General features: G+C 67.6%; 22 protein-coding genes. 15 read left to right on the top strand and 7 right to left on the bottom strand.

Annotation, left to right across the window (positions count from 1 at the left end; all coding sequences use genetic code 11):
- Positions 1–5: 5 nt before the first annotated feature.
- Both NMI01S_RS06355 and NMI01S_RS06350 read right to left on the bottom strand, forming a co-directional pair.
- Entirely contained in the window at positions 6–668 is a 663-nt protein-coding gene (locus NMI01S_RS06355; protein ID WP_062995023.1) for an HAD family hydrolase, read from the bottom strand.
- Entirely contained in the window at positions 662–1,840 is a 1,179-nt protein-coding gene (locus NMI01S_RS06350) for an MFS transporter (protein ID WP_218020928.1), read from the bottom strand. Before NMI01S_RS06350 ends, NMI01S_RS06355 begins: the two co-directional genes overlap by 7 nt.
- Positions 1,841–2,374: 534 nt before the next feature.
- On the opposite strand from NMI01S_RS06350, the gene NMI01S_RS06345 reads away from it, so the two are divergent.
- The 5 genes from NMI01S_RS06345 to NMI01S_RS06325 all read left to right on the top strand — a co-directional run bounded on the left by NMI01S_RS06345 (position 2,375) and on the right by NMI01S_RS06325 (position 6,274).
- On the top strand, positions 2,375–4,672 hold the full coding sequence (locus tag NMI01S_RS06345; protein ID WP_062995022.1) for a transglycosylase domain-containing protein: 2,298 nt from the start codon (positions 2,375–2,377) through the stop codon (positions 4,670–4,672).
- 111 nt (positions 4,673–4,783) lie between these two features.
- Entirely contained in the window at positions 4,784–5,287 is a 504-nt protein-coding gene (locus tag NMI01S_RS06340) for a GyrI-like domain-containing protein (RefSeq protein ID WP_062995021.1), read from the top strand.
- A 6-nt stretch (positions 5,288–5,293) separates the two neighbouring features.
- Positions 5,294–5,719, top strand: a complete 426-nt coding sequence (locus tag NMI01S_RS06335) for a GyrI-like domain-containing protein (protein WP_062995020.1) — start codon at positions 5,294–5,296, stop codon at positions 5,717–5,719.
- A gap of 34 nt (positions 5,720–5,753) precedes the next feature.
- Positions 5,754–6,008 carry a type II toxin-antitoxin system Phd/YefM family antitoxin gene (locus NMI01S_RS06330; RefSeq protein ID WP_062995019.1) on the top strand — a complete coding sequence of 85 codons (255 nt, stop codon included), beginning with the start codon at positions 5,754–5,756 and terminating at the stop codon, positions 6,006–6,008.
- Positions 6,005–6,274, top strand: coding sequence for a type II toxin-antitoxin system RelE family toxin (locus NMI01S_RS06325; RefSeq protein WP_062995018.1), 270 nt, complete (start codon positions 6,005–6,007; stop codon positions 6,272–6,274). Before NMI01S_RS06330 ends, NMI01S_RS06325 begins: the two co-directional genes overlap by 4 nt.
- A 176-nt stretch (positions 6,275–6,450) precedes the next feature.
- Here the strand turns inward: NMI01S_RS06325 and NMI01S_RS06320 are convergent, their stop codons facing one another.
- Positions 6,451–7,545 carry an inositol-3-phosphate synthase gene (locus NMI01S_RS06320; protein ID WP_062995017.1) on the bottom strand — a complete coding sequence of 365 codons (1,095 nt, stop codon included), beginning with the start codon at positions 7,543–7,545 and terminating at the stop codon, positions 6,451–6,453.
- Positions 7,538–8,095: a PadR family transcriptional regulator gene (locus NMI01S_RS06315; RefSeq protein WP_036507131.1), complete on the bottom strand. Its 558-nt coding sequence runs from the start codon at positions 8,093–8,095 to the stop codon at positions 7,538–7,540. The genes NMI01S_RS06320 and NMI01S_RS06315 overlap by 8 nt, the downstream gene beginning before the upstream one ends.
- A gap of 146 nt (positions 8,096–8,241) precedes the next feature.
- Here NMI01S_RS06315 and NMI01S_RS06310 point away from each other — a divergent pair, with 146 nt between their 5' ends.
- The 4 genes from NMI01S_RS06310 to NMI01S_RS06295 all read left to right on the top strand — a co-directional run bounded on the left by NMI01S_RS06310 (position 8,242) and on the right by NMI01S_RS06295 (position 14,172).
- Complete coding sequence (locus NMI01S_RS06310) at positions 8,242–8,655, top strand: DUF5318 domain-containing protein (protein WP_158271251.1); 414 nt, start codon at positions 8,242–8,244, stop codon at positions 8,653–8,655.
- Positions 8,656–9,230: 575 nt separating this feature from the next.
- The gene (locus NMI01S_RS06305; RefSeq protein WP_062995122.1) at positions 9,231–11,678 is read left to right on the top strand and encodes a transglycosylase domain-containing protein; all 2,448 of its coding nucleotides are present in this window, start codon (positions 9,231–9,233) and stop codon (positions 11,676–11,678) included.
- Between the two features lie 29 nt (positions 11,679–11,707).
- Positions 11,708–13,423, top strand: coding sequence for a glycosyltransferase family 87 protein (locus tag NMI01S_RS06300; protein WP_062995121.1), 1,716 nt, complete (start codon positions 11,708–11,710; stop codon positions 13,421–13,423).
- The gene (locus tag NMI01S_RS06295; protein ID WP_062995016.1) at positions 13,420–14,172 is read left to right on the top strand and encodes an isocitrate lyase/PEP mutase family protein; all 753 of its coding nucleotides are present in this window, start codon (positions 13,420–13,422) and stop codon (positions 14,170–14,172) included. The genes NMI01S_RS06300 and NMI01S_RS06295 overlap by 4 nt, the downstream gene beginning before the upstream one ends.
- 141 nt (positions 14,173–14,313) lie before the next feature.
- Here NMI01S_RS06295 and NMI01S_RS06290 read toward each other — a convergent pair whose 3' ends face one another.
- The gene (locus NMI01S_RS06290; protein WP_062995015.1) at positions 14,314–15,402 is read right to left on the bottom strand and encodes an alkene reductase; all 1,089 of its coding nucleotides are present in this window, start codon (positions 15,400–15,402) and stop codon (positions 14,314–14,316) included.
- A gap of 49 nt (positions 15,403–15,451) precedes the next feature.
- Here NMI01S_RS06290 and NMI01S_RS06285 point away from each other — a divergent pair, with 49 nt between their 5' ends.
- Positions 15,452–15,817, top strand: coding sequence for a MerR family transcriptional regulator (locus tag NMI01S_RS06285; RefSeq protein ID WP_062995014.1), 366 nt, complete (start codon positions 15,452–15,454; stop codon positions 15,815–15,817).
- A gap of 26 nt (positions 15,818–15,843) precedes the next feature.
- On the opposite strand, the gene NMI01S_RS06280 is transcribed toward NMI01S_RS06285, so the two are convergent.
- Complete coding sequence (locus tag NMI01S_RS06280) at positions 15,844–16,788, bottom strand: DMT family transporter (protein WP_245716730.1); 945 nt, start codon at positions 16,786–16,788, stop codon at positions 15,844–15,846.
- 83 nt (positions 16,789–16,871) lie between these two features.
- Here NMI01S_RS06280 and NMI01S_RS06275 point away from each other — a divergent pair, with 83 nt between their 5' ends.
- Positions 16,872–17,411 (top strand): CGNR zinc finger domain-containing protein, encoded by a 540-nt coding sequence (locus NMI01S_RS06275; protein ID WP_062995012.1) that lies wholly within the window; start codon positions 16,872–16,874, stop codon positions 17,409–17,411.
- Between the two features lies 1 nt (position 17,412).
- Here the strand turns inward: NMI01S_RS06275 and NMI01S_RS06270 are convergent, their stop codons facing one another.
- A complete protein-coding gene (locus tag NMI01S_RS06270) occupies positions 17,413–18,780 on the bottom strand; it encodes a glycosyltransferase family protein (RefSeq protein ID WP_439956230.1) in 1,368 nt (455 codons plus the stop codon).
- 260 nt (positions 18,781–19,040) lie between these two features.
- Here NMI01S_RS06270 and rpsF point away from each other — a divergent pair, with 260 nt between their 5' ends.
- The 4 genes from rpsF (at position 19,041) to rplI (ending at position 20,784) form a co-directional block, all read left to right on the top strand.
- Entirely contained in the window at positions 19,041–19,331 is a 291-nt protein-coding gene (gene rpsF, locus NMI01S_RS06265) for a 30S ribosomal protein S6 (RefSeq protein WP_030514152.1), read from the top strand.
- A gap of 110 nt (positions 19,332–19,441) precedes the next feature.
- Positions 19,442–19,981, top strand: coding sequence for a single-stranded DNA-binding protein (locus NMI01S_RS06260; RefSeq protein ID WP_036507149.1), 540 nt, complete (start codon positions 19,442–19,444; stop codon positions 19,979–19,981).
- Positions 19,982–20,039: 58 nt separating this feature from the next.
- Positions 20,040–20,312 carry a 30S ribosomal protein S18 gene (rpsR, locus tag NMI01S_RS06255; RefSeq protein ID WP_025353551.1) on the top strand — a complete coding sequence of 91 codons (273 nt, stop codon included), beginning with the start codon at positions 20,040–20,042 and terminating at the stop codon, positions 20,310–20,312.
- Positions 20,313–20,328: 16 nt separating this feature from the next.
- Positions 20,329–20,784 (top strand): 50S ribosomal protein L9, encoded by a 456-nt coding sequence (rplI, locus tag NMI01S_RS06250; protein WP_030514150.1) that lies wholly within the window; start codon positions 20,329–20,331, stop codon positions 20,782–20,784.
- Positions 20,785–21,406: the final 622 nt, after the last annotated feature.

Here is a 21,406-nt window from a genome sequence, read left to right as displayed (position 1 = left end):
GGAAGTTACCCATGTGCTCCCGAAATCAGGCGGCCGGCGCCGAAATCGAGGTGTATTTCGATATCGGCGGGTGAGCCGGTGTAGTGGAGGGTTCGCAGGCCGAGCTGTGCCGCCGCTTCGCAGTTGTCGGGTCGGTCGTCGATGAACAGCACCCGGCCGGGATCACCGACTCCGGTGGCGGCCAGGGCATTTCGGTAGGTGTCGGGGTGCGGTTTGTTCATGCCGAGACGGGCCGAGTAGAGGGCATCGGTCATCAGCCCACGCCAGTCGGAGGCATCGAGCGCATCGCCGACCGGATGGGGCGCGTTGGACAGCAGCACCATCGGCAGATCCGCCTGCCGGACCTGCCGCAGGAGGGTGAGGACGCGGTGGTCGGTCCGCGTCCACAGGGCGGTGTCGACCTCGCGCAACCGGGTGAGCAATTCCGGTTCGGGCCGGCGGCCGAGTACCGCGGTCCAGAAGTCCGTGTCGTCGAATTCGCCGGAATCGTAGGGTTCGCGGGCGCTCCAGAACGTGGTCTGGAAGTGGGTGAGGTCGTCGGCGCGCCATCCGGCGAGTTCGGCGAGGCCGCTCCACATGGGTGTCGTGGGCTGCAGACCGATGACACCGTTGTAGTCGAAGATGACCGCGTCGATGTCGGCGGGCGGGTCGGATTCAAGGCTTACCACTGGTTCTCCAATGCTCGATGAGACAGCGCGGCCACGCCCGCGGCGAGCAGGGCGGGCAACACGAGGGCGACAGGAAGGGTCGTGACGGTGGCCACGGCACCGATGAGGGCCGGTCCCGCGAGTAGTCCGAGATATCCGGCGACGGCCACGGCGGCGACGGCGCGCGGACCTCCCGTCCCGGCCGTGCTGAACAGCGAAGGAATCGTGACGGCCAGGCCGAGACCGAAGACGGCCCAGCCCACCAGCGCGAACGGCACATCGTTCACCGCCACACCGGTGAGAAGTCCGGCCGAGGCCGCAATCGCACCCGTCCGAACGACTTTCGGCGCCCCGAAGCGGGTGGTGAGTCGATCGCCGACGAGGCGGCCGCCCGCCATCGCGGCGCTGTACGCGGCGTAGGCGGCGGCGCCGATCGCGGCCGAGGCGTGCAGCCCGGTCAGGTGCACCGCCGACCAATCGGCGGCCGCGCCCTCGCCGAGCAGACATGCGGCGGCCAGTGCGCCCAGCAACCAGATCCGAGACCGGGACAGTCCCGGCGCACGCTCACGCGTCACCGCCGCCGTGTCCGCAACCGGCGAGCCGATGCAGCGCGTGGCGGGCGCCGCCGCGATCGTCGCGAGGACGACCGCGGCCGCGGTGACACCGAAGACGTAGGTGTGCGAAATATGAGCGGCCACAACGGCTATGACCGCCCCACCCAGTGCGCCGAGGCTGTAGGCCGCGTGCAGGCCCGACATGATCGGCCGGCCGTAGGCGTTCTGACAGCGCACCGCGGCGGAGTTCGCCGCGACGTCCAAGACACCGTGCGCGGCACCGAAGCACAGCGCGGCGGCGGCGAGCGCGAGCGGCATTCGGCAGCTGCCGACCAACGCGAGGCCGAGGGCCAGACCGATTCCGCCGGCGGTCAGCAGCGGGGGCAATCGCGCGGGACGGGCGAGGCGACCACCCACCTGGAGTCCGGCGACCATACCGATCGCCGCGGCGAGCAGGACCCCGGCCAGCCCGGCCGTGCCGAGTCCGGCGGCTTCCTGGACGGCGGGGATGCGGGTTCCCCAGACGGCCATCACCACGCCGAGGCCGGCGAAGTAGCCCGTCAGCAGGCCACGACTGCGCACGACGTCGTGGGGGATTTCGAGGACGCGATTCGGAGGCATCGCGAGGGTGCGTGTCATGACGGCTCCATCGACACCACCACCGATTTCGGGGTCGACGACGACCCGCGCGATCGGCGGTGGACGAATATGACGATTCCCGCCTCTTGCTGGACGGCAGAGGCACACGGAAGGCAGGAAGAAGACGTTCGGCGAGTGAGAGGTCGAATGCGATGCGCGACGTTGCACGGGAGCAAAACGGAAGCTACCAGGCAGTTCGACGAGCTACCATCCGGAACGACCGCTGGTGCCCCACTTCACACAATGCACGCCGAAGGTCTAATTCATCCGTTTCCGAATCGGCAACCCGGCCGTCGGCGCGGCGTCGAGTACCCGTTGCGTCTCGCCCCCGTCGCGCGTCGGCCCGGACGGCCGCGAGTCCGGTTGCCGTCGCCGTTGTTCCGCTCACACCGACGGGCCGTCGGCCGGTCGCACCCGGTTTCCGAGTGAGTTTGCGATTTACTGGGCATTAGCTGTTCTGGTCGACCATCGACCGGCCCCGTAGGCTGGTCGGGATCGTTGTTTCTCGCTGGTTCGCCAACGCTCCGGGAGGAGATGATCGTGAGCTCGACCCGCAAACCGCGGCGTGGCCGCCCGGAAACGGCGCCTTATGCCTCGATTGCAGGGTGGAAGCAGCTCGACGGTGCGTCCCGGCCGAACAGCGGCCGTCCCCGCCGCCGCGAGAAACCGGCCGGCGCCGGCGACCGCCCGCCGCGCACTCGCGGGCAGCGAATTCGGCGCCTGCTGCTGGCGCTGTTCCTGATCTTCGTCGCGATTCCGTCGTTGCTGCTGGTACTGGCGTACTGGAGCGCCGAGATACCCGATCCGAGTGCGGTGCAGACCAATCAGATCGCCACCGTCACCGCGGCCGACGGAACGACGGTCCTCGCGAAAATCGTTCCCCCCGAAGGGAACCGCACACCGGTGCCGCTGTCGGAGGTGCCGCAGACCATGCGCGACGCCATGCTCTCGGCCGAGGATCGCGACTTCTACCGCAATCCCGGATTCTCGGCGCCGGCCTTCCTGCGGGCCGCGCGCGACAATCTGCTCGGCCGCGACGATGCGGGCGGTGGGTCCACCATCACCCAGCAGTACGTCAAGAACGCCTTCCTCAGCTCGGAACGCACCCTGTCGCGCAAGATGCGGGAGCTGGTGATCTCGGCGAAGATGGCGCGGCAGTGGAGCAAGGACGACATTCTCGCCGCATACCTCAACACCATCTACTACGGCCGAGACGCCTACGGGATCGCCGCCGCCGCGCGGGCCTACTTCGACAAACCTGTCTCGCAGCTGACCCTCGCCGAGGGCGCGGTGCTGGCGGCGGTGGTACGGACGCCATCGATCCTGGACCCCGAGACGCACCTCGACCAGCTGAAGGCCCGCTGGAACTATGTGCTCGACGGCATGGTCGGGATGGGCGTGCTGCCGCTCGGCGAACGCGACAAAGTGGAGTTCCCGACGATCGCGCCGCCCCCCAAACCCGACGACGACGCCGCCCGCGGCCCCGCCGGGCTGATCCGCACCCAGGTGCTGAAGGAGTTGCGCGCCGCGGGAATCGGCGATCAGGAGATCAATACCGGGGCGCTGCAGATCACGACGACCATCGACGCCAAGGCGCAGCAGGCCGCGCTGGACGCGGTGCACCGCACCCTCGACGGCCAGCCGCCGCAGCTGCGCAGTGCCGTGGTGTCGATCGATCCGCGGTCGGGCGCGATCCGGGCCTACTACGGCGGTGAGGACGGAGTCGGTTACGACTTCGCGCAGGCCCCCTTGCAGACCGGGTCCTCGTTCAAGACCTTCGCCATGCTGGCGGCGCTGCAGCAGGGCTTTACGCTGACGTCCCAGCTGGACAGTTCGCCGGTCGTGGTGAACGGGGTGCGGGTGACCAACGTCGAGGGCGAATCCTGCGGGACCTGCAGTCTCGCCGAGGCCTACAAGCGTTCCCTGAACACCAGTTTCATCCGGCTCACGCAGGCCATCGGGCCGCGGTCGGTGGCCGATGCCGCCCATCAGGCCGGTATTCCGCTGCAGATCCCGGGTGTGCCGGGCACCTCGCTGTCGGAGCCGGACGGGCAGCCGGCGCCCACGGTCGTGCTCGGCGTGTATTCGGTGCGGCCCGTCGACATGGCTTCGGCCTATGCCACGATCGCGGCGGCGGGCAGCTATCACCAGCCGTATTTCGTGCAGCGGGTGGTGGCCGGGGACGGCCGCGTACTGCTCGATCGCGGGGCGCCGGGGGCGGGGCAGCTGCCGCCGCCGCAGCAGCGCTTCCCGCGCGGGATCACCGATACGACCACCAAGGCGATGCAGCCCATCCCCGGATATTCGAACGGCCACAATCTGGCGGGGCGGCCGTCGGCGGCCAAGACCGGGACCACGCAGCTCGGTGACACCGGCGAGAACAAGGACGCCTGGATGATCGGGTTCACCCCCTCGCTGTCCACGGCGGTGTGGGTGGGCACCGATCAGCCCGAGCCGATCCGTACCGCGGGCGGCGGCCTGATCTACGGCTCCGGGCTACCGTCCGACATCTGGAAACGCACCATGGACGGTGCGCTCGCCGGCACGCCGGTCGAGCAGTTCGCCGACGCCGATCCGAGCGCCGCGGCCGGGCCGTTCGCGGCGCCCCCGCCGCCGAATTCGGCCGGGCCGTTCGCGGAGCCGGAGACGCAGGCAGCGCCGCCGCAGCCGACCGGGAACGCACCGTTCGACATTCTGCAACCACCGTCGCAGTCGGAGCGGCAGCCACCGCCGGTGATCGTCATTCCACCCGCGCCGCCACCACCGCCACCGCCACCACCGCCGCGGCAGGTGGAGATCTTTCCTGGACTGACCGTCCCGGTACCCGGATGACGGTCCGATCCGGCACGCTGTGATGAAACGAATTGGAGTTATCCGGCCATCACCCAGCACACGCCGATAGGGTGGAACGGGGTTGAACACGAGACATTAGGGGCGACACGGGTGGATTTCGAAGTGGTTGAGCGCCACGAAACACTGGTGGCGGGCACGGTGCTACGCAGCCCGGCGCTGGCGGTCGAGGGACCGCGCCGGCAGAAGGTGGAAGAGGCGTGGAAGCGAACCCTGGCGCGCCGGTTACCCGGCCCGCCGGCGACCGCCTATGTCGACCACGCGCCCGAGATCGGTTCCTATCTCACTCATATCGTCGGGTATCAGTGTGAAAGCCTCGACGATCTGCAGCCCGGCGATGTGCTGGCCCGCGTCCCCGCGGCGAAGTTCGCGCGCTTCCTGCGCACCGGTGACAACCTGGGCGACACCATCGTCTCGATCTGGCGCGCGGTCTGGGATCTGGAAGCGGCCGGCGCGCTGGTGCGGGCCTACACCGGCGACTTCGAGCACTATCCGGAGGCGCGCACGGTCGAGGTGTTCGTCGCCCTGCAGAGCGACCCGCTGACCGATGCGCTGAACAACGGTGTGGCACAGGCCGATTCCGACGGGAACAGGTAGGGACTCGTGGACTTCGAAATCGTCACCCTGGAACCGAGCCTCGTCGGCGGGCTCACCGTTCCGCTGGCCGGGCGCGAGGTGACCGCCCGCGATCTGGATCTGGTGAACTTCACCTGGGACCGCTACCTGTCGCGCGAGAAGAACGTTCCCCGCGTGGCGGCCTACATCGGCCAGGACGACCACGCGGTCGCGGTGCTCGGCTACGAACTGGGCGGACTCGACGACCTCGACACCGGTGATGTGATCACCCGCATCCCCGCGGGCCGCTACGCCAAATTCGTCGTCTCCGACAAGCCGTACGACCTGCTCCGCACCGCCTGGGCCAAGGTCGCCAAGGCCGAAAGCGCCGGCACCATCACCCGCTCCCACGCCGCGGAAATCGAACGCTACACCGGCCCCACCTCGGTCGAGGTGTACGTGTCCCTCGACTGACCGCCGTGTACACGCGAGCGCGTACACTTGCTGCGTGTCCGAGATCAGCATCCGTGAACTCCGCGCCAACCTGGCCACCCACATCCGTGAAGCCGAGGAGGGCGAGCAGGTGATCATTCTGCGCGACGGCACCCCGGCCGCCGCACTGGTCCCGCTGTCGATGGTGGAAAAGTTCGATGCCGCCGAGGACGAGTTGCTCGCACGCGAAGCGGCGGCCCGGCTCACTTCCGATGAACGGACCTACAGCATGAGCGAGGTTCTCGCCGACCTCTTCGAGGACGAGGAGTGAAGTACCGCTTCCGCTTCCTGGAATCGGCCCGACACGAACTGCGCGCGCTCGAACGGCAGGAGGCGATGCGCATCCTGACCGCACTGACCGCACTCGGCGACGACCCGTATGCCCCGGGCCTGGACGTGAAGAAGCTGTCCGGCCACGAGGGCTTGTATCAGCTGCGGGTCGGAAGATTCCGGGTCGCCTACCGGATCGACAACGGCGTTCTCGTGATCCTCGTGGTCAAAGTCGGATGGCGACGAGACGTCTATCGAGACCTGTAACCCGTCGCCGGAAACGCGATAAGGCTGGGCCGACATGGAAAACCATGTAGCCCAGCCTTTTTCGACAGCCAACGCTCTAGGCGACATAGCGCCTAGCTCAACCCCGCACGGGCCGACCTCGAGGAGGCCCCGTTCGCGGCCGGGGCCGCGAACCCGCCGAACGGAGCGAGGCCAAACTACTCAGCGCCGATGATGAAGGCTTCCAGCTGGGTGCGGGCGACGTCGTCGGCGAGCTGCTTCGGCGGGGACTTCATCAGGTAGGCCGAGGCCGGGATGACGGGTCCGCCGATGCCGCGGTCCTTGGCGATCTTGGCGGCGCGCACGGCGTCGATGATGATGCCGGCCGAGTTCGGCGAGTCCCACACCTCGAGCTTGTACTCCAGGTTCAGCGGCACGTCACCGAAGGCGCGGCCCTCGAGGCGCACGTAGGCCCACTTGCGGTCGTCGAGCCAGCCGACGTGGTCGGACGGGCCGATGTGCACGTCGTTGGCGCCCAGTTCCTTCTTCAGGTTGCTGGTGACGGCCTGGGTCTTGGAGATCTTCTTCGACTCCAGGCGCTCGCGCTCGAGCATGTTCTTGAAGTCCATGTTGCCGCCGACGTTGAGCTGCATGGTGCGGTCCAGCTGCACGCCGCGGTCCTCGAACAGCTTGGCCATCACGCGGTGGGTGATGGTCGCGCCGACCTGGGACTTGATGTCGTCACCGACGATCGGGACGCCGGCGTCGACGAACTTCTGCGCCCAGGCCGGGTCGGAGGCGATGAAGACGGGCAGCGCGTTCACGAATGCGACGTTGGCGTCGATGGCACACTGCGCGTAGAACTTGTCGGCGTCTTCCGAACCGACGGGCAGGTAGGAAACCAGCACGTCGACCTGGGCATCCTTCAGCGCCTGCACGACGTCGACCGGATCGGCCTCGGAGAGTTCGATGGTCTGCGCGTAGTACTTGCCGATGCCGTCGAGGGTCGGACCCCGCTGGACGGTGACGCCGGTCGGCGGCACGTCGGAGATCTTGATGGTGTTGTTCTCGCTGGCGAAGATCGCATCGGACAGGTCGAATCCGACCTTCTTCGCGTCGACGTCGAATGCGGCGACGAACTTCACATCGCGCACGTGGTACTGGCCGAACTTGACGTGCATGAGGCCGGGAACGGTGGCGTTCTCGTCCGCGTCCTTGTAATACTGCACGCCCTGGACCAGCGAGGAGGCGCAGTTTCCCACGCCGACGATGGCCACGCGAATCTCATTGGCAGCCGGGTTGACATCACTCATGGCCGACATTTCCCTCTTTCTGTGGTGCCGCCTTCATTGATTGCTCCGCTGCAATCAACTCGTTGAGCCAGCGCACTTCGCGCTCGCTTGATTCGAGACCGAGTTGATGGAGCTGGCGGGTGTAGCGATCCAGTGTTCCGCTGGCGCGTTTGATCGCCTCCCGCAGTCCTTCTCGGCGCTCCTCGACCTGCCGTCGTCTGCCCTCGAGGATCCGCATCCGCGCCTCGGCGGGGGTGCGGCTGAAGAAGGCGAGATGAACGCCGAAGCCGTCATCGGTGTAGTTCTGCGGTCCGGTGTCGGCGAGCAGTTCACCGAACCGCTCGCGACCCGATTCGGTCAGTTGGTAGACCCGGCGGGCCCGGCGGGTGACCGCGCCGGCCGGACTCTCCTCGGCGATCAGACCGTCGGTCTGCATGCGCCGCAGCGTCGGGTACAGCGACCCGTAGGAGAAGGCCCGGAACGGTCCCAACAGGCCCGTCAACCGTTTGCGCAGCTCGTAGCCGTGCATGGGTGACTCCAGGAGCAGCCCGAGAATCGCGAGTTCGAGCACGGGCTTCACCTCCTGACTGTATTGAACAGACCTAACCGATGGATGCGATTACAAACTATATCGGACCGATATAGTGAGCGGGAAGGAACGTGTGGCTTCTCTCGGTGGCGTGCCGTGCCCCCGCCGACGCAAGTACTCTGGGACCCGTGCGAATTCAGCGGCAGGTGGTCGACTATGCGCTCCGGCGCCGGTCGCTGCTGGCCGATGTCTATGCGGGCCGCGTGGACGTCGCCGAGGTATGTGATGCGAATCCGTACCTGCTGCGTGCGGCGAAATTCCACGGGCGGGGGAGCGATGTCACATGTCCGATCTGCCGGAAAGAGCAGCTCACGCTCGTATCGTGGGTCTACGGCGACGGACTGGGACCGATCGCGGGTTCGGCCCGAACCCCCGAGGAACTGGTGCGGCTGGCCGAAACTCGGGAAGAGTTCTCGGTGCACGTGGTCGAGGTGTGCCGGACCTGTAGTTGGAATCATCTGGTGCAGTCGTATGTGCTGGGGCACACCCCGGCACCGCGGCGCCGTCGTGGTGGCGGCGCTCGTCGGACTGCCGCCGAATGACGGGCACACTCGACTGATATGTGGAGCGGCTCCCATACCGGCCGACGACGGCCGTGCACGCCCGCACCGAGCTATCCGGACCGTATCGAGTTATGGAGATCCAGGCTGTGACTTCGCCTTACGACGATGGACCGAACGGCGGTCGGCCCCCGCGCGGCCCGCAATCCGGACCCGGTGGTCAGCCACCGCGTCCGGCAGGCGGCAACCCGCCCGGCGCCCGGCCGCTACCGCCGCGTCGCCAGGCACCGCCCCCGGGACCGGCCGGTCCCCGTGGCGGCCAGCCGGGCGGACCACCGAATCCCGCCGGCGGCCCCCCGCGACGTCCCGGCCCGCCGCCGGGTGGTGACCGGACCCCGCCGATGCGCGGCCCGGCCGGTGGCCCACCGCGCACGGGCGGGCAGCCCACGGTGCGCGGCGGTCAGCCGAATCCGGCCGGCGGCCCACCGCGGCGCCCCGGAAATTCCGCGAACCCGGCACCCCGTCCCGGTGCGCAGGCGACTCAGAAGATCGCCAAGCCCGGTGAGCAGAAACCTCAGGCCACCCAGAAGATCGCGGCCGGAACCCTCGGTGAAGCGATGGCGCAGCGCGGCCCGCGCTCGACCGCGGCCAGCCGGTCGGCTCCCGGTGGCGCCGGCACTCGACCCGGATCGGGACCGGGCACCGGCGGACGCCGCGCGGTCGGCGCGGGTGCTCCCCCGTCGGGTCCGCCGCCGCGCAAGGGCAACGGCGGCGGTGACGGTCCGGGCGGTTCGGCGGGCAGGGGCCCGAAGGCGAAGAAGAAATCGCCGTGGCGCATCGTGCGGCGAGTGATCTACGTCCTGGTGGCATTGGCCATCGTGGTGCCGAGCGCGGTCTTCCTGATCGCGTACACGACCGTCTCGATACCCCAGCCGGGTGATCTCAAAACCCCTCAGGTCGCCACGATCCTGGCCTCCGACGGCACCACGCAGATCAGCAGAATCGTTCCGCCCGAAGGCAACCGGACCGACGTCACCATCGACCAGATCCCGCCGCACGTGCGCAACGCGGTGATCGCGGCCGAGGACCGGGACTTCTACTCCAACCCCGGCTTCTCCATCAGCGGTTTCGCCCGCGCCGCGCGCGACAACCTGATGGGCAAGGACACCGCCGGTGGTGGTTCGACGATCACCCAGCAGTACGTCAAGAACGCGATGGTCGGCAATCAGCATTCGCTGAGCCGCAAGATGCGCGAGCTGGTGATCTCGGCGAAGATGGCGCGGCAGTGGAGTAAGGACGACATCCTCACCGCGTATCTGAACACCATTCCGTTCGGGCGCGGCACCTTCGGTATCGACGCCGCGGCCAAGGCCTACTTCGGCAAGTCGGTCGAACAGCTGACCGTCGAAGAGGGCGCGATGCTGGCCGCCACCATCAACCAGCCGTACGGCCTGGACCCGGAGAACAACCCGAAGGGCGCCGAGCAGCGCTGGAACTACGTCCTCGACGGCATGGTCAAGGCCGGTTCCGTCCCCGCCGCCGAACGCGCCAAGATGGTGTACCCGAAGGTCCTGCCGTCCAGCGCCAACAGCGACGACAGCGAGAACAAGACCGCGGGCCCCAACGGCTTGATCAAGCGGCAGGTGCTCAGCGAGTTGTCCGAGGCCGGCATCAGCGATACCCAGTTGAACACCGAGGGCCTGCAGATCACCACGACCATCGATCAGAAGGCCCAGCAGTCGGCGATCGATTCGGTGCACAAGAACATGCAGGGTGAACGTGACGAGGTCCGGACCGCGGTCGTCTCGGTCGATCCGAAAACCGGTGCGGTGCGCGCCTATTACGGCGGCGACAACGCGACCGGCTGGGACTTCGCCAATGCCGGTCTGCAGTCCGGCTCGACCTTCAAGGTCTTCGGCTTGGCCGAGAACCTCGAACTCGGCAAGCCGCTGTCGACGATGTACGACAGCTCGGATCTGACGGTCAACGGCATCAAGATCACCAATGCCGAGGGCGAGACCTGCGGTACCTGCACCATCGCCGAAGCGCTCAAGCGGTCGCTGAACACCAGCTTCTACCGCATGGAACTCGATATGCCGGACGGTCCGGCGAAGATCGCCGCGATGGCGCACCGCATGGGCATTCCCGACACGATTCCGGGCGTGGGCCAGACCCTGACCGAACCCGACGGCTCCGGCCCCAACAACGGCATCATCCTGGGTCAGTACCAGGTGCGACCGCTGGATATGGCGTCCGCGTACGCGACCATCGCGGCCTCGGGTGTCTATCACAAGCCGCATTTCGTGCAGAAGGTCGTGACGGCCGACGGTCAGGTCCTGCTCGACCGCGGACAGGTCGCGGGCGAGCAGCGGGTCTCCGCCGCCGTCGCGGACAACCTGTCCGCCGCGATGCAGCCGATCGCCGCCTCGTCCCGCAACCACGGCCTGGCCGGCGGCCGGCTGTCCGGTTCCAAGACCGGTACCACCCAGCTCGGCGACACCGGTCAGAACAAGGACGCGTGGATGATCGGCTTCACCCCGTCGCTGTCCACAGCGGTGTGGGTGGGTACCGCGGACGGTGTCGCGCTGAAGACGCCCGGCGGGTCGATCATGTACGGCTCCGGCCTGCCGTCGGATATCTGGAAGGACACCATGGACGGCGCGCTCGAGGGCACGCCGAAGGAGAACTTCCCGAAGCCGGCCGCGATCGGCGGCCAGGCCGGTGTGCCGTCCTATTCGGCGCCGTACACCGCACCGAGCACCACACAGCAGGAGTATCAGCCGCCGGTCGTGGTGAAGCCGTCGCAGGTCGAGATCCTGCCGGGCATCACCATTCCGGTGCCGGGCATCCAGCCGAATCCGCGCTCGCAGCCGCAGCAGAACCAGCCGCAGGCGCAGGACACGGGGCCGCTGCCCGGGCAACCGGTGGCACCCGCCGACGGATCCCCACCGACCACGTCGAATTCCGGTGACACCAACGGCAATTCACGGTCCCAGCGTCCGGGCGCCGGCGTCGGCAACAGTACCGACGGGACAGGAGACGGGAACTCCAACAGTCACCGGTAGCCTCGGGTGGCGTGAGTGAACAACAGCCGGTGGCGGCCTCGACGTTCGGTGACGAAGGTGTCGAGACCGCCACCGGTTTCGTTTCCGCGGCTCCCCTCGCGGCGGATCGGAGAACGGCGGTGCGCCGGGACAAACCCAGCCGCACCGATTCGATGACCGCTCAGTTGAGCAGCGCGATCGGCGGCCCCGTCGGCGACCATGCCCTGGTCGGCCGCTCTCGCTTCTGGACTCCGCTGCGCGTTCTGCTGGCCTTCGCGGTGGTGTTCCTCGCCCTCGGCTGGGCCGGTAAGGCCGGCTGTATTCAGCAGACGACCACCTCTGAGGGCCATCTCACCCTCGACTGGAACAACGGTCGCCAATACGTGGCCATGTGCTACTCGGATACGGTGCCGCTCTACGGCGCCGAACATCTCGACGAGGGCGCGTTCCCGTACAAGAAGAAGTGGACCGAGGTCGGCTCCGACGGCAAACTGCAGACCCGGTACATGGAATATCCGGTGCTCTCGGGCCTCTATCAGTACCTGGCGATGGAGGTCGCCAATATCTGGATGTCGCTGCCGCTGCCCAAGGCGCTGTCGGTGGTGGTGTATTTCAACGTCGTCGCCGTGGGACTGGCGCTGGCCTGGCTGGTGACGGTGTGGGCGTCGGCGATGCTGGCGGGCCGCCGGATCTGGGATGCGGCGCTGGTGGCGCTCTCACCACTGGTGCTCGTGCACATCTTCACCAATTTCGACGCGTTGGCGACGGCTTTCGCGGCCACGGGCCTGCTGGCGTGGGCCAGACGACGGCCGGTCCTGGCCGGAATACTGCTCGGGTTGGGCGGTGCGGCCAAGCTGTATCCGCTGTTGCTGCTGGGCCCGATCGTGGTGCTCTGCCTGCGTGCCGACGGCCGTGACCGTTTGCCGGGCCTGCGGGAACAGCTGCGGCGCAACGGCAACAACGCCTGGAGCGCCCTGCGCGATTATCTGGCCGGCGCGCGGATCAGCCCGCTGCGGGCGGCGCTGGTGACGGTGGTGTCGGCGGTGCTGGCCTGGCTGGCGGTGAATCTGCCCATCGCGGTGCCGTTCACCGAGGGCTGGTGGGAATTCTTCCGGCTCAACAGTGAACGCCACGCCGACCCGGATTCGCTCTACAACGTGGTCACCTCCTTCACGGGCTGGCAGGGTTTCGACGGTTCCCTCGCCTCCTCCGACACTCCGACCGCGCTGAATCTGGTGTCGCTGGTGCTGTTCGCGGCCGCCTGCGCGGTGATCGGCTACATCGCGCTCACCGCCGCCCGCCGGCCTCGCGTGGCGCAGCTGGCCTTCCTGGTGGTGGCGGCGTTCCTGCTGACCAACAAGGTGTGGAGTCCGCAGTATTCGCTGTGGCTGGTGCCACTGGCGGTGCTGGCCCTGCCGCACCGGCGAATCCTGTTGGCGTGGATGACGATCGACGCGCTGGTGTGGTTCCCGCGCATGTACTACTATCTCGGCACCGACGACAAGGGCGTCCCCGAACAGTGGTTCACCAGCGCGGTCCTGATCCGCGATTTCGCGGTCGTGGGCCTGTGCGCGTTGGTGGTCCGCCAGATCTACCGTCCCGATCAGGACCTCGTCCGGGCCGACGGCGCCGACGACCCGGTGGGCGGCATTCTGGATCGCGCGCAGGATCCGGCGCTGCCGTGGTTGCCGTCGCCCCTGCAACCCAGGCCGCAGTATCCGGCCGCTGGCGCGAACACCCGATCATGGGCGAGGATCGACACATGACCGCATTGAGCGAGCAGGCGACCACCTTCCTCGAGTTGCACCGCCCCGGCGATCCGGCGATTCTGCCGACGGTCTGGGACGCGTGGTCGGCGAATCTGGTGCAGGCGGCCGGTTTCGCCGCACTGACCGTCGGCAGCCATCCACTGGCGGATTCGCTGGGCAAATCCGATCAGGAGGGGATGACCTATCCCGAATCGATGGCCCGGGTTCGCGAGATCACCACGGCGGTCGACATTCCCGTCTCGGTCGATATCGAATCCGGCTACGGCCTGAAGCCCGTCCAGCTGATCGACGGACTGCTGGAGGCAGGCGCGGTCGGTCTCAACATCGAGGATTCGGTGCACAGCGAGGGTGGCCGCCTGCGCGAGCCGAGCGAGCACGCCGACTTCGTCGCCGGACTGCGGCAGGCGGCCGATGCCGCCGGTGTGCACGTGGTGGTCAACGCCCGCACCGACCTGTTCCTGCGCGAGGACCAGAACACCCCCGACCGGGTCGAGCGGGTGCTGGAACGGATGCGGCTGGCGGCCGAAGCGGGCGCCGACGTGCTGTACCCGGTGGGTCAGCGCGATCCGGAGATCCTGCGCCGGCTGTGTGCCGAACTTCCGTTGCCGGTCAACGCCATCGGCCTGCCCGATCAGGGCGATCGCGCCTGGTTCGCCGAAGTGGGCGTTGCCCGAGTCAGTTTCGGGCCGTTCCTGCAGAGCGCGCTGAGCACCGAGGCGAACCGGCTGCTGGAGCGCTGGCGGTAATCCCGGAACCCCGGCACCGAATCGGGCCGGGTTCTGTGACAATGGAAATCGCCGATGCCCGTCACCACGCCTGCCACGAAGCCCGAGATGAGCGAGCCGACAGTAGGCGACCGGGGCGGTCATCGGCGCCGTGAATTCCGGTCAGGCCACCCGCTCGTCGCGGTCGCTCCACGCCGGGTAGTCGGTATATCCGGTCGGTCCCCGGCCGTAGAGACCGTCCTCGCGCACCGGCGCCAGCGCTCGATCGTGCCGGATCCGCGACACCAGATCGGGATTGGCGATGAAAGCGCGCCCGAAGGACACCAGATCGGCCCGGCCGTCGGCGATCGCCCGCTCGGCCGCCGCCGGTCCGGTCGGCGCGCGGTTCTCACCGATATTGGCGATCAGCGTGCCGTTCCAGCGGGGGCGCAGATCGGCGAGTGCCGGATAGTCGTCGTTGTCGGTGAGGTGTAGATAGGCGAGATCCCGGCCGGCGAGTTCACCGACCAGGGCGCGGTAGAGCGGCGCAGGATCGGCCTCGTACATGCCGAATTGCGGATTGCCCGGTGACAACCGGATTCCGACGCGATGCGAACCGGCCACGGCGGCAACGGCATCGGTGACCTCGAGTGCGAATCGCATGCGGTTGGCGATCGTGCCGCCGTATTCGTCGGTGCGCAGGTTGGTGTTGTCGGCCAGGAACTGGTGGACGAGATAGCTGTTCGCACCGTGGATCTCGACACCGTCGAATCCGGCCGCGAGCGCGTTGGCGGCGGCAGCGGCGTAATGTTCGACGGCCCGTGCGATCTCGGCGCGGGTCATGGCACGAGGTCGTGGCGCCGGTGCCTTTCCGCCGTCGATCAGGTGGACCGGATCGGCGGCCGGTACCGCCGACGGGCCGGCCGGCAGGGTGCCGTCGATCCGGGCCAGCGGATGACCCCACCGCCCGCCGTGCATGAGCTGGGCGAAGATCCGCCCGCCCGCGCCGTGGACGGCTTCGGTGACCCGCCGCCATCCGGCGACGTGCGCCTCGGTGGCCAGGCCCGGCACCCAAGCCTCGCTCTGGCCGCTGGAATGCGGCCAGATTCCTTCGGTGACAATGAGTCCCGCGTCGGCGCGCTGGGCGTAGTAGGTCGCCACATCGTCGGTGGGCGAGCCGTCGGGGTGGGAGCGCAGCCGGGTCATCGGCGCCATCACGACGCGATTGGGCAGGTGCAGGTGGCTTGCGTGATAGTCGGTCAGCAACAGCATGCGCGTACCGTAGAACCTGACATCAATGTGAGGTGCAAGGGAGAAATCGGTGCGCATCGGCGAACTGGCACGACGCACGGGCGTCAGCGTGCGATCGTTGCGATACTACGAGAGCCAGGGCCTGCTGGCCTCGTCCCGAACCTCGGGCGGTCAGCGCGAATACCGTGAGCAGGCCGTCGACCGCGTGGTCCGCATTCAGGAGATGTTCGCCGCGGGACTGCACAGCCGCACCATCGCCGCACTGCTGCCGTGCATCAACGACACCGACGGTACGCCCGCGCAGACCGCGACCCCGTGGCTCTCGGAAACCCTTGCCGCCGAACGCAAACGCATCGACGCGTGCATCAAGGATCTGGTCCGCACCCGCGAGGTGCTCGACGGCGTGATCAGCGCGGCGCACGGCGAGCCGCACTAGCGCCCGATCGGTGCGCAACCCCGCACTCAGGCGGCCAGTCCGGGCCGGCGCTCCAGGATGCCGCCGGGCGCCGGCGAGGTCGGCTCCCCGGCCACCGCGGCATCGGGCCGGGTTCCGGATCGGAGCGAGGCCAGAACCATCCCGAGCAGGCCGACGCCGAGCCCCGCAATCGTCAAGGGCCGCAACGGTTGTGCGATCAGCAGCCAAGCGAGCCCCGCCGTGACCAGCGGGGTGACGAAGAACAACTTGCCGACGCGGGTGGCGTCCCAGCGGCGCAGCATCGCGTTCAGGAGCAGGAAGCAGGCGACGGCGTTGATCGCCACCATCCACATCAGCGAGCCGGCGAATCGCAGCGGATCGGCGATGTGCGTATCCCCGCTCCCGAGCATGAGGATTCCCGCCACCGGCGCGCTGATCAGCACGTGCACAGCGGTGTTCGTGCGGGTGTCGACCTGCGGCACGAAACGCTTCTGATAGACCGTGCCGAGGCTCAGGCCCAGGAGACCGACCACGCACAGCATCAATCCCGTTGCGGAGAAATGCGATTGGTCGACAACCGCAAGTCCGACGCCGAGGCCGCCGACACCGAATCCGATCCACTGCCGCACCGTGACCGACTCCCCGAGCACGGTCCCGGCGAACAGCGCGATCACCACCGGATTCAATCCCTGCACCAGTGAGATCACCGCCGCGGACACATGGTCGGCCATGGCGGTGTAGAAGGCGCCGAACTGCACCATCTGCATGAGCAATCCTGCGACGGCGACATGCGCCAACTGCCGGCCGCGTGGCCACCGCGCCCGGACGACGACGGCATACCCCGCCAAGACCAGTCCGGCGAAGGCGAAGCGGGCGAACAGCACCACCATCGGTGGCGCCGCACCGACGCCGATGATGCCGGCGATGAACGCACTGCTCCACATCACGACGAAGGCCGCGGGTGCGGCCGTCTCCATCAGGTGCTTCCGCACGACGCCTCCCGAATAACCGCTTCAACTGGTTACCAACCCTGACATCGGCGCAACTAACCTGTCAAGGGGGTTATGATGACGAGGTGTTCACCTTCGTCAGCGGCAACCTGGCCCTGGATTTCGCCGGGACGGTCCAGGAGCGCAATGCCGGTTTCGTCGATCTCCTGACGGCTCCCGCCACCCTCGACGAATGGATGATCGCTGCCGGGTTACTGGATTCCGCGGCGCGGTGCGACGCGGCCGGCCTGACCCGGGCGGTCGAATTCCGCGAAGCGGTGTACCGCCTGGCCCTGGCCACCACCACCGGTGAGCCGTGGCGCGATGCCGACCGGGTGCTGGTCAACCGGATCGCCGACGGTCCGAAGCCCTCGATCGCCCTGCGCGCCGACGCCGGTGTGACCCGCCGCGGCGACTGCGCTCACGCCCTCGCGCGCATCGCGACCGAGGCGATCGAACTCCTCGGCGGACCCGATCGCGATCGGATCAAACAATGCGGCCGCGACACCTGCACACGCCTCTACCTCGACACCTCCCGCGCGGGTTCGCGGCGCTGGTGCGATATGACGCTGTGCGGCAACCGCGCCAAGAGCGCGTCGTTCCGCGCTCGCCACGGCAAGCCGTAATTCAGCGGGCGGGAACGAGCTCGCGCGCTATCGGCGACACCATCGGCCGGTAGCCGCGCGGGCGGGCGCGGACGAAGGCGAAGAAGAAGAACACCAGCAGGACGGCGCGTCCCCACACTCCGAACTGCACGAGCTTCTCGTAGAAGTCCGCACCCGTTCCGCTACCCAGGGCGTGGAAGTAGCGGAAAACCCCGATGCCGAGCGCCAGATCGGCCAGCAGATAGACGCCGACCGCCGCCCACGGCACCTCGAGCAGGACGAAGAACGGCAGCACCCACAGCGTGTACTGCGGCGAGTGCACCTTGTGGAACAACAGGAATCCACACAGCATCGCCGCACTCACGCCCACCCACGGGTAGTAGCCGAGTGCGGGAAAACGCTTCCACCCCAACCAGACAGCGAGTGCGAACGAGACGACCACCAGGACGGGAGAGGCCATAGCCACGACGTCCTGGAACGACGCTTCCCCGCTGTGCCCATCCGGGAACATCGGCCGCAGACCCCAGTACCAGATCGAGTTGGTGGTGATGTCGGCCTGCCGCATCTGCTGGAAGGTGAACGAGGCCCGCCAGCCGTCGTAGCCGAGCAGAGCGAAGGGCAGGTTGATCGTCGCCACCGTCACGATCGCCGCACCCGCGGCCGCGAACGCACCGGCCGGGTCGTAGCCGCGGCGGGGAACGTCCGGGCGCTCGCCGAGGTCCGGCTCGCCGAGAAGGATGTAGAGCATCAGCGGCAGGACGAAGATTCCCGGATACAGCTTCAGGCAGAATCCGATGCCCAGCAGGACGGCTGCGACAATTCCCCTGGTGCGCAACGAATATCGAGTCAGCGTGGTCATCACGTAGACCGCGCCGACGGCCGTGCACACCACCGGAAGTTCCCAATTGTGGAACGCGTAGAGCACCAGCGGCGGGCCCACCGACCACAGCAGCGCGACCGCACCCGACATCCGTCCCAGCATCCAGGCGGTCAGCAGAGCGAACGGCGCCAGCAGCAGTGCCGAATGCAGCAGGAAGCCGGCGTCGTCGTGCACCCCGGCCGCGCCGAGCCACATCAGCAGCCCACTGAGCACCGGATATTCCACGGCGCCGCCGGTCAGGGTGCCGTCCGGGGTGATACCGCCGCCGACGTACGGAAACAGATGCTCATCGATGCCGCGGCCGAGCCAGAGGAATTGGATGTCGGAATAGCAGACCTCGGCATCCTTGATGCGATCGAAGATCAGGCTGCGCCCGTCGCCGTCGAACGGCGCGCCCGCGCATCGGGCCTTGTTGAGATAGGCGAAGATCAACGTGATTGCGCAGGCCAGCACCGCGGCCGCGGCCGCGACCCGGCCGGTTGCGCGCGCGCGGACTATCGCATCGGCCACGCGGCCACCTCCGCAGCCACGCCCTCGCCACCGCCGGAGTTTCCACGATCGGCGGATCGAATCGGCATGTCCACCACGATAGGTGGGCTACCCCGCCGACGGCGATATTCATCGGGAACGAGACCCATTTCGCACCCGGCGCCCCGGATTCGGGTCCGGACCGGCCGTTCATGTAGCCTTGTCGGGTTGCTGACGCAACGACCCCTCCTGCCACGGAAAGTCCGTGGCCGTTCACAGTCCACAGGAGGTGATGGGTTCCCGTGCGTCATTACGAAGTGATGGTCATCCTCGATCCGAACCTGGACGAGCGCACTGTCGGTCCGAACTTGGACAAGATGCTCAGTGTGGTCTCGCAGCAGGGCGGCAAGATCGACAAGGTAGACCTCTGGGGCCGCCGCCGGCTGGCCTACGAAATCGAGAAGCGCGCCGAGGGCATCTACGCCGTCGTCGACCTGACCGCCGAACCGGCCACGGTCAGCGAGCTCGACCGTCAGCTGGGCCTGAACGAGTCGGTGTTGCGCACCAAGGTGCTGCGGCAGGACAAGAAGTAAGACCCCTGGCATACCTGCCGGAAAGCAAACCGCACTTGTCGTTGCCTGGCCTTAGGCTCTAGCGCAACAGGCGAGTGCACAGCTGATCGCACCGGAGACCAGGAGGAACCATGGCAGGCGACACCGTAATCACCGTCATCGGCAATTTGACGGCAGATCCGGAACTTCGATTCACGCCCGCGGGCGCGGCGGTGGCCAATTTCACCGTCGCCTCGACCCCCCGGGTGTTCGACCGCAACGCCAACGAATGGAAAGACGGCGAGGCACTGTTCCTGCGCTGCAACATTTGGCGTGAGGCCGCGGAGAATGTCGCCGAGAGCCTGACCCGAGGCGCTCGCGTCATCGTGAGCGGACGGCTGAAGCAGCGCTCCTACGAAACCCGCGAGGGTGAGAAGCGCACGGTCGTCGAACTCGAGGTCGACGAGGTCGGTCCCTCCCTGCGCTACGCGACCGCGAAGGTCAACAAGACCTCGCGCGGCGGTGGCGGTGGTGGTTTCGGCGGCAATTCCGGCGGCAGTGGTGGGGGCTTCGGCGGCTCCAACGGTGGCAGTCGCGGCGGGCAGAGTTCCGCCGGCGACGATCCGTGGGGCAGCGCTCCCGCGGCCGGCTCCTTCGGAGGCGGCCAGATGGACGACGAACCGCCGTTCTGAACGGCTCACATATCGGGGCCCGCGGTACGCGGCTCCCAGGCAAACGGAGTGAAGACCCATGGCCAAAGCACCGGCACGCGAAAAGGTGCTGAAGAAGAAGGCTTGCGCGTTCTGCAAGGACGACAAGAAGGCGAAGAAGGACGGCTCGGGCACCGGCGCCGTCATCGACTACAAGGACACGGCGTTGCTGCGCAAGTTCGTCAGCGACCGCGGCAAGATCCGCGCCCGCCGCGTTACCGGAAACTGCGTGCAGCACCAGCGGGACATCGCCGTCGCGGTGAAGAACTCTCGCGAGGTCGCGCTGCTGCCGTACGTGTCCACGGCTCGCTGAGAACGGGAGGCAGACGATGAAGCTGATTCTGACTGCTGATGTGGACAACCTCGGTGCGCCCGGCGACACCGTGGAGGTCAAGGACGGCTACGGCCGTAACTACCTGCTTCCCCGCGGCCTGGCGATCGTCGCCACCCGCGGCGCCGAGAAGCAGGTCGAGGGCATTCGCCGGGCGCAGGACGCCCGTCGCGTGCGCGACCTGGACCACGCCAAGGAACTCAAGGCCGCGATCGAGGGCCTGGAGGGCGTGTCCCTGTCGGTGAAGACCGCCGGCACCGGCAAGCTGTTCGGTTCGGTGACCACCGCCGACGTCGCCGGCGCGGTCAAGGCCGCCGGTGGCCCGGTGCTCGACAAGCGCAGCATCGAGCTGCCGAAGTCGCACATCAAGAGCACCGGCAAGCACAACGTCACCGTGCACCTGCACCCCGACGTGATCGCCAAGTTCGACCTGCAGGTTGCTGCCGCGGAGTGATCTCCGCCCCGCTGTCCGGTACGGCACCCATCGGTTCGCCGATATGCCCGATCCGGCCGACGGGTCACAGTTCATCGAAGACCATCCCCGTGGTTACCGCGGGGATGGTCTTCGCCTGCTCGGATTTCTCCGGCCGACAGGCCCGTATACGGCTCTTGCCGCGTTTCGGACCGGAATCGGATCCGACACGATAGAGTTGCGAAAGATTTGCTAGTTGGTGACGGCAGGCACCGGATCCCGCCGGCGACAGCTTCTGCGCACTTTTTACCCAGCTCCTGGGGATTTGTGGACAAGTAGCCAAACCGACCATCTCGAATGTGATCTACGCCATAGCGTCGGAGAGCGGTGTTAACCCAACACGCCCGGCTGTTCATCTCGGGTGACACGCCGACGCCATATCAATCCACATGTGGGAAATCCAAAAAACGTGGTTCCACCTGGTCATAGCTGCTGCGCATACCGGGTTATCCCCAGTTGATGCACAAGGCCTGCACAACAGTGGGTGAACTGTGCCCAGTTTATCCACAGTTGTTTCCACAGGACGGTTTGGCGATCCCCAACTCGGTCCCTTAGGTTCTTCCAGGCGCCGTCGTCACGCGCCGGTAGCACCGCGATTCTCGCT

Source organism: Nocardia mikamii NBRC 108933 (assembly GCF_001613505.1).
Classification (GTDB): domain Bacteria; phylum Actinomycetota; class Actinomycetes; order Mycobacteriales; family Mycobacteriaceae; genus Nocardia; species Nocardia mikamii.
The sequence above is the reverse complement of the archived record's forward strand: the minus strand, read 5'-3'. Positions and strand labels throughout refer to the sequence as shown.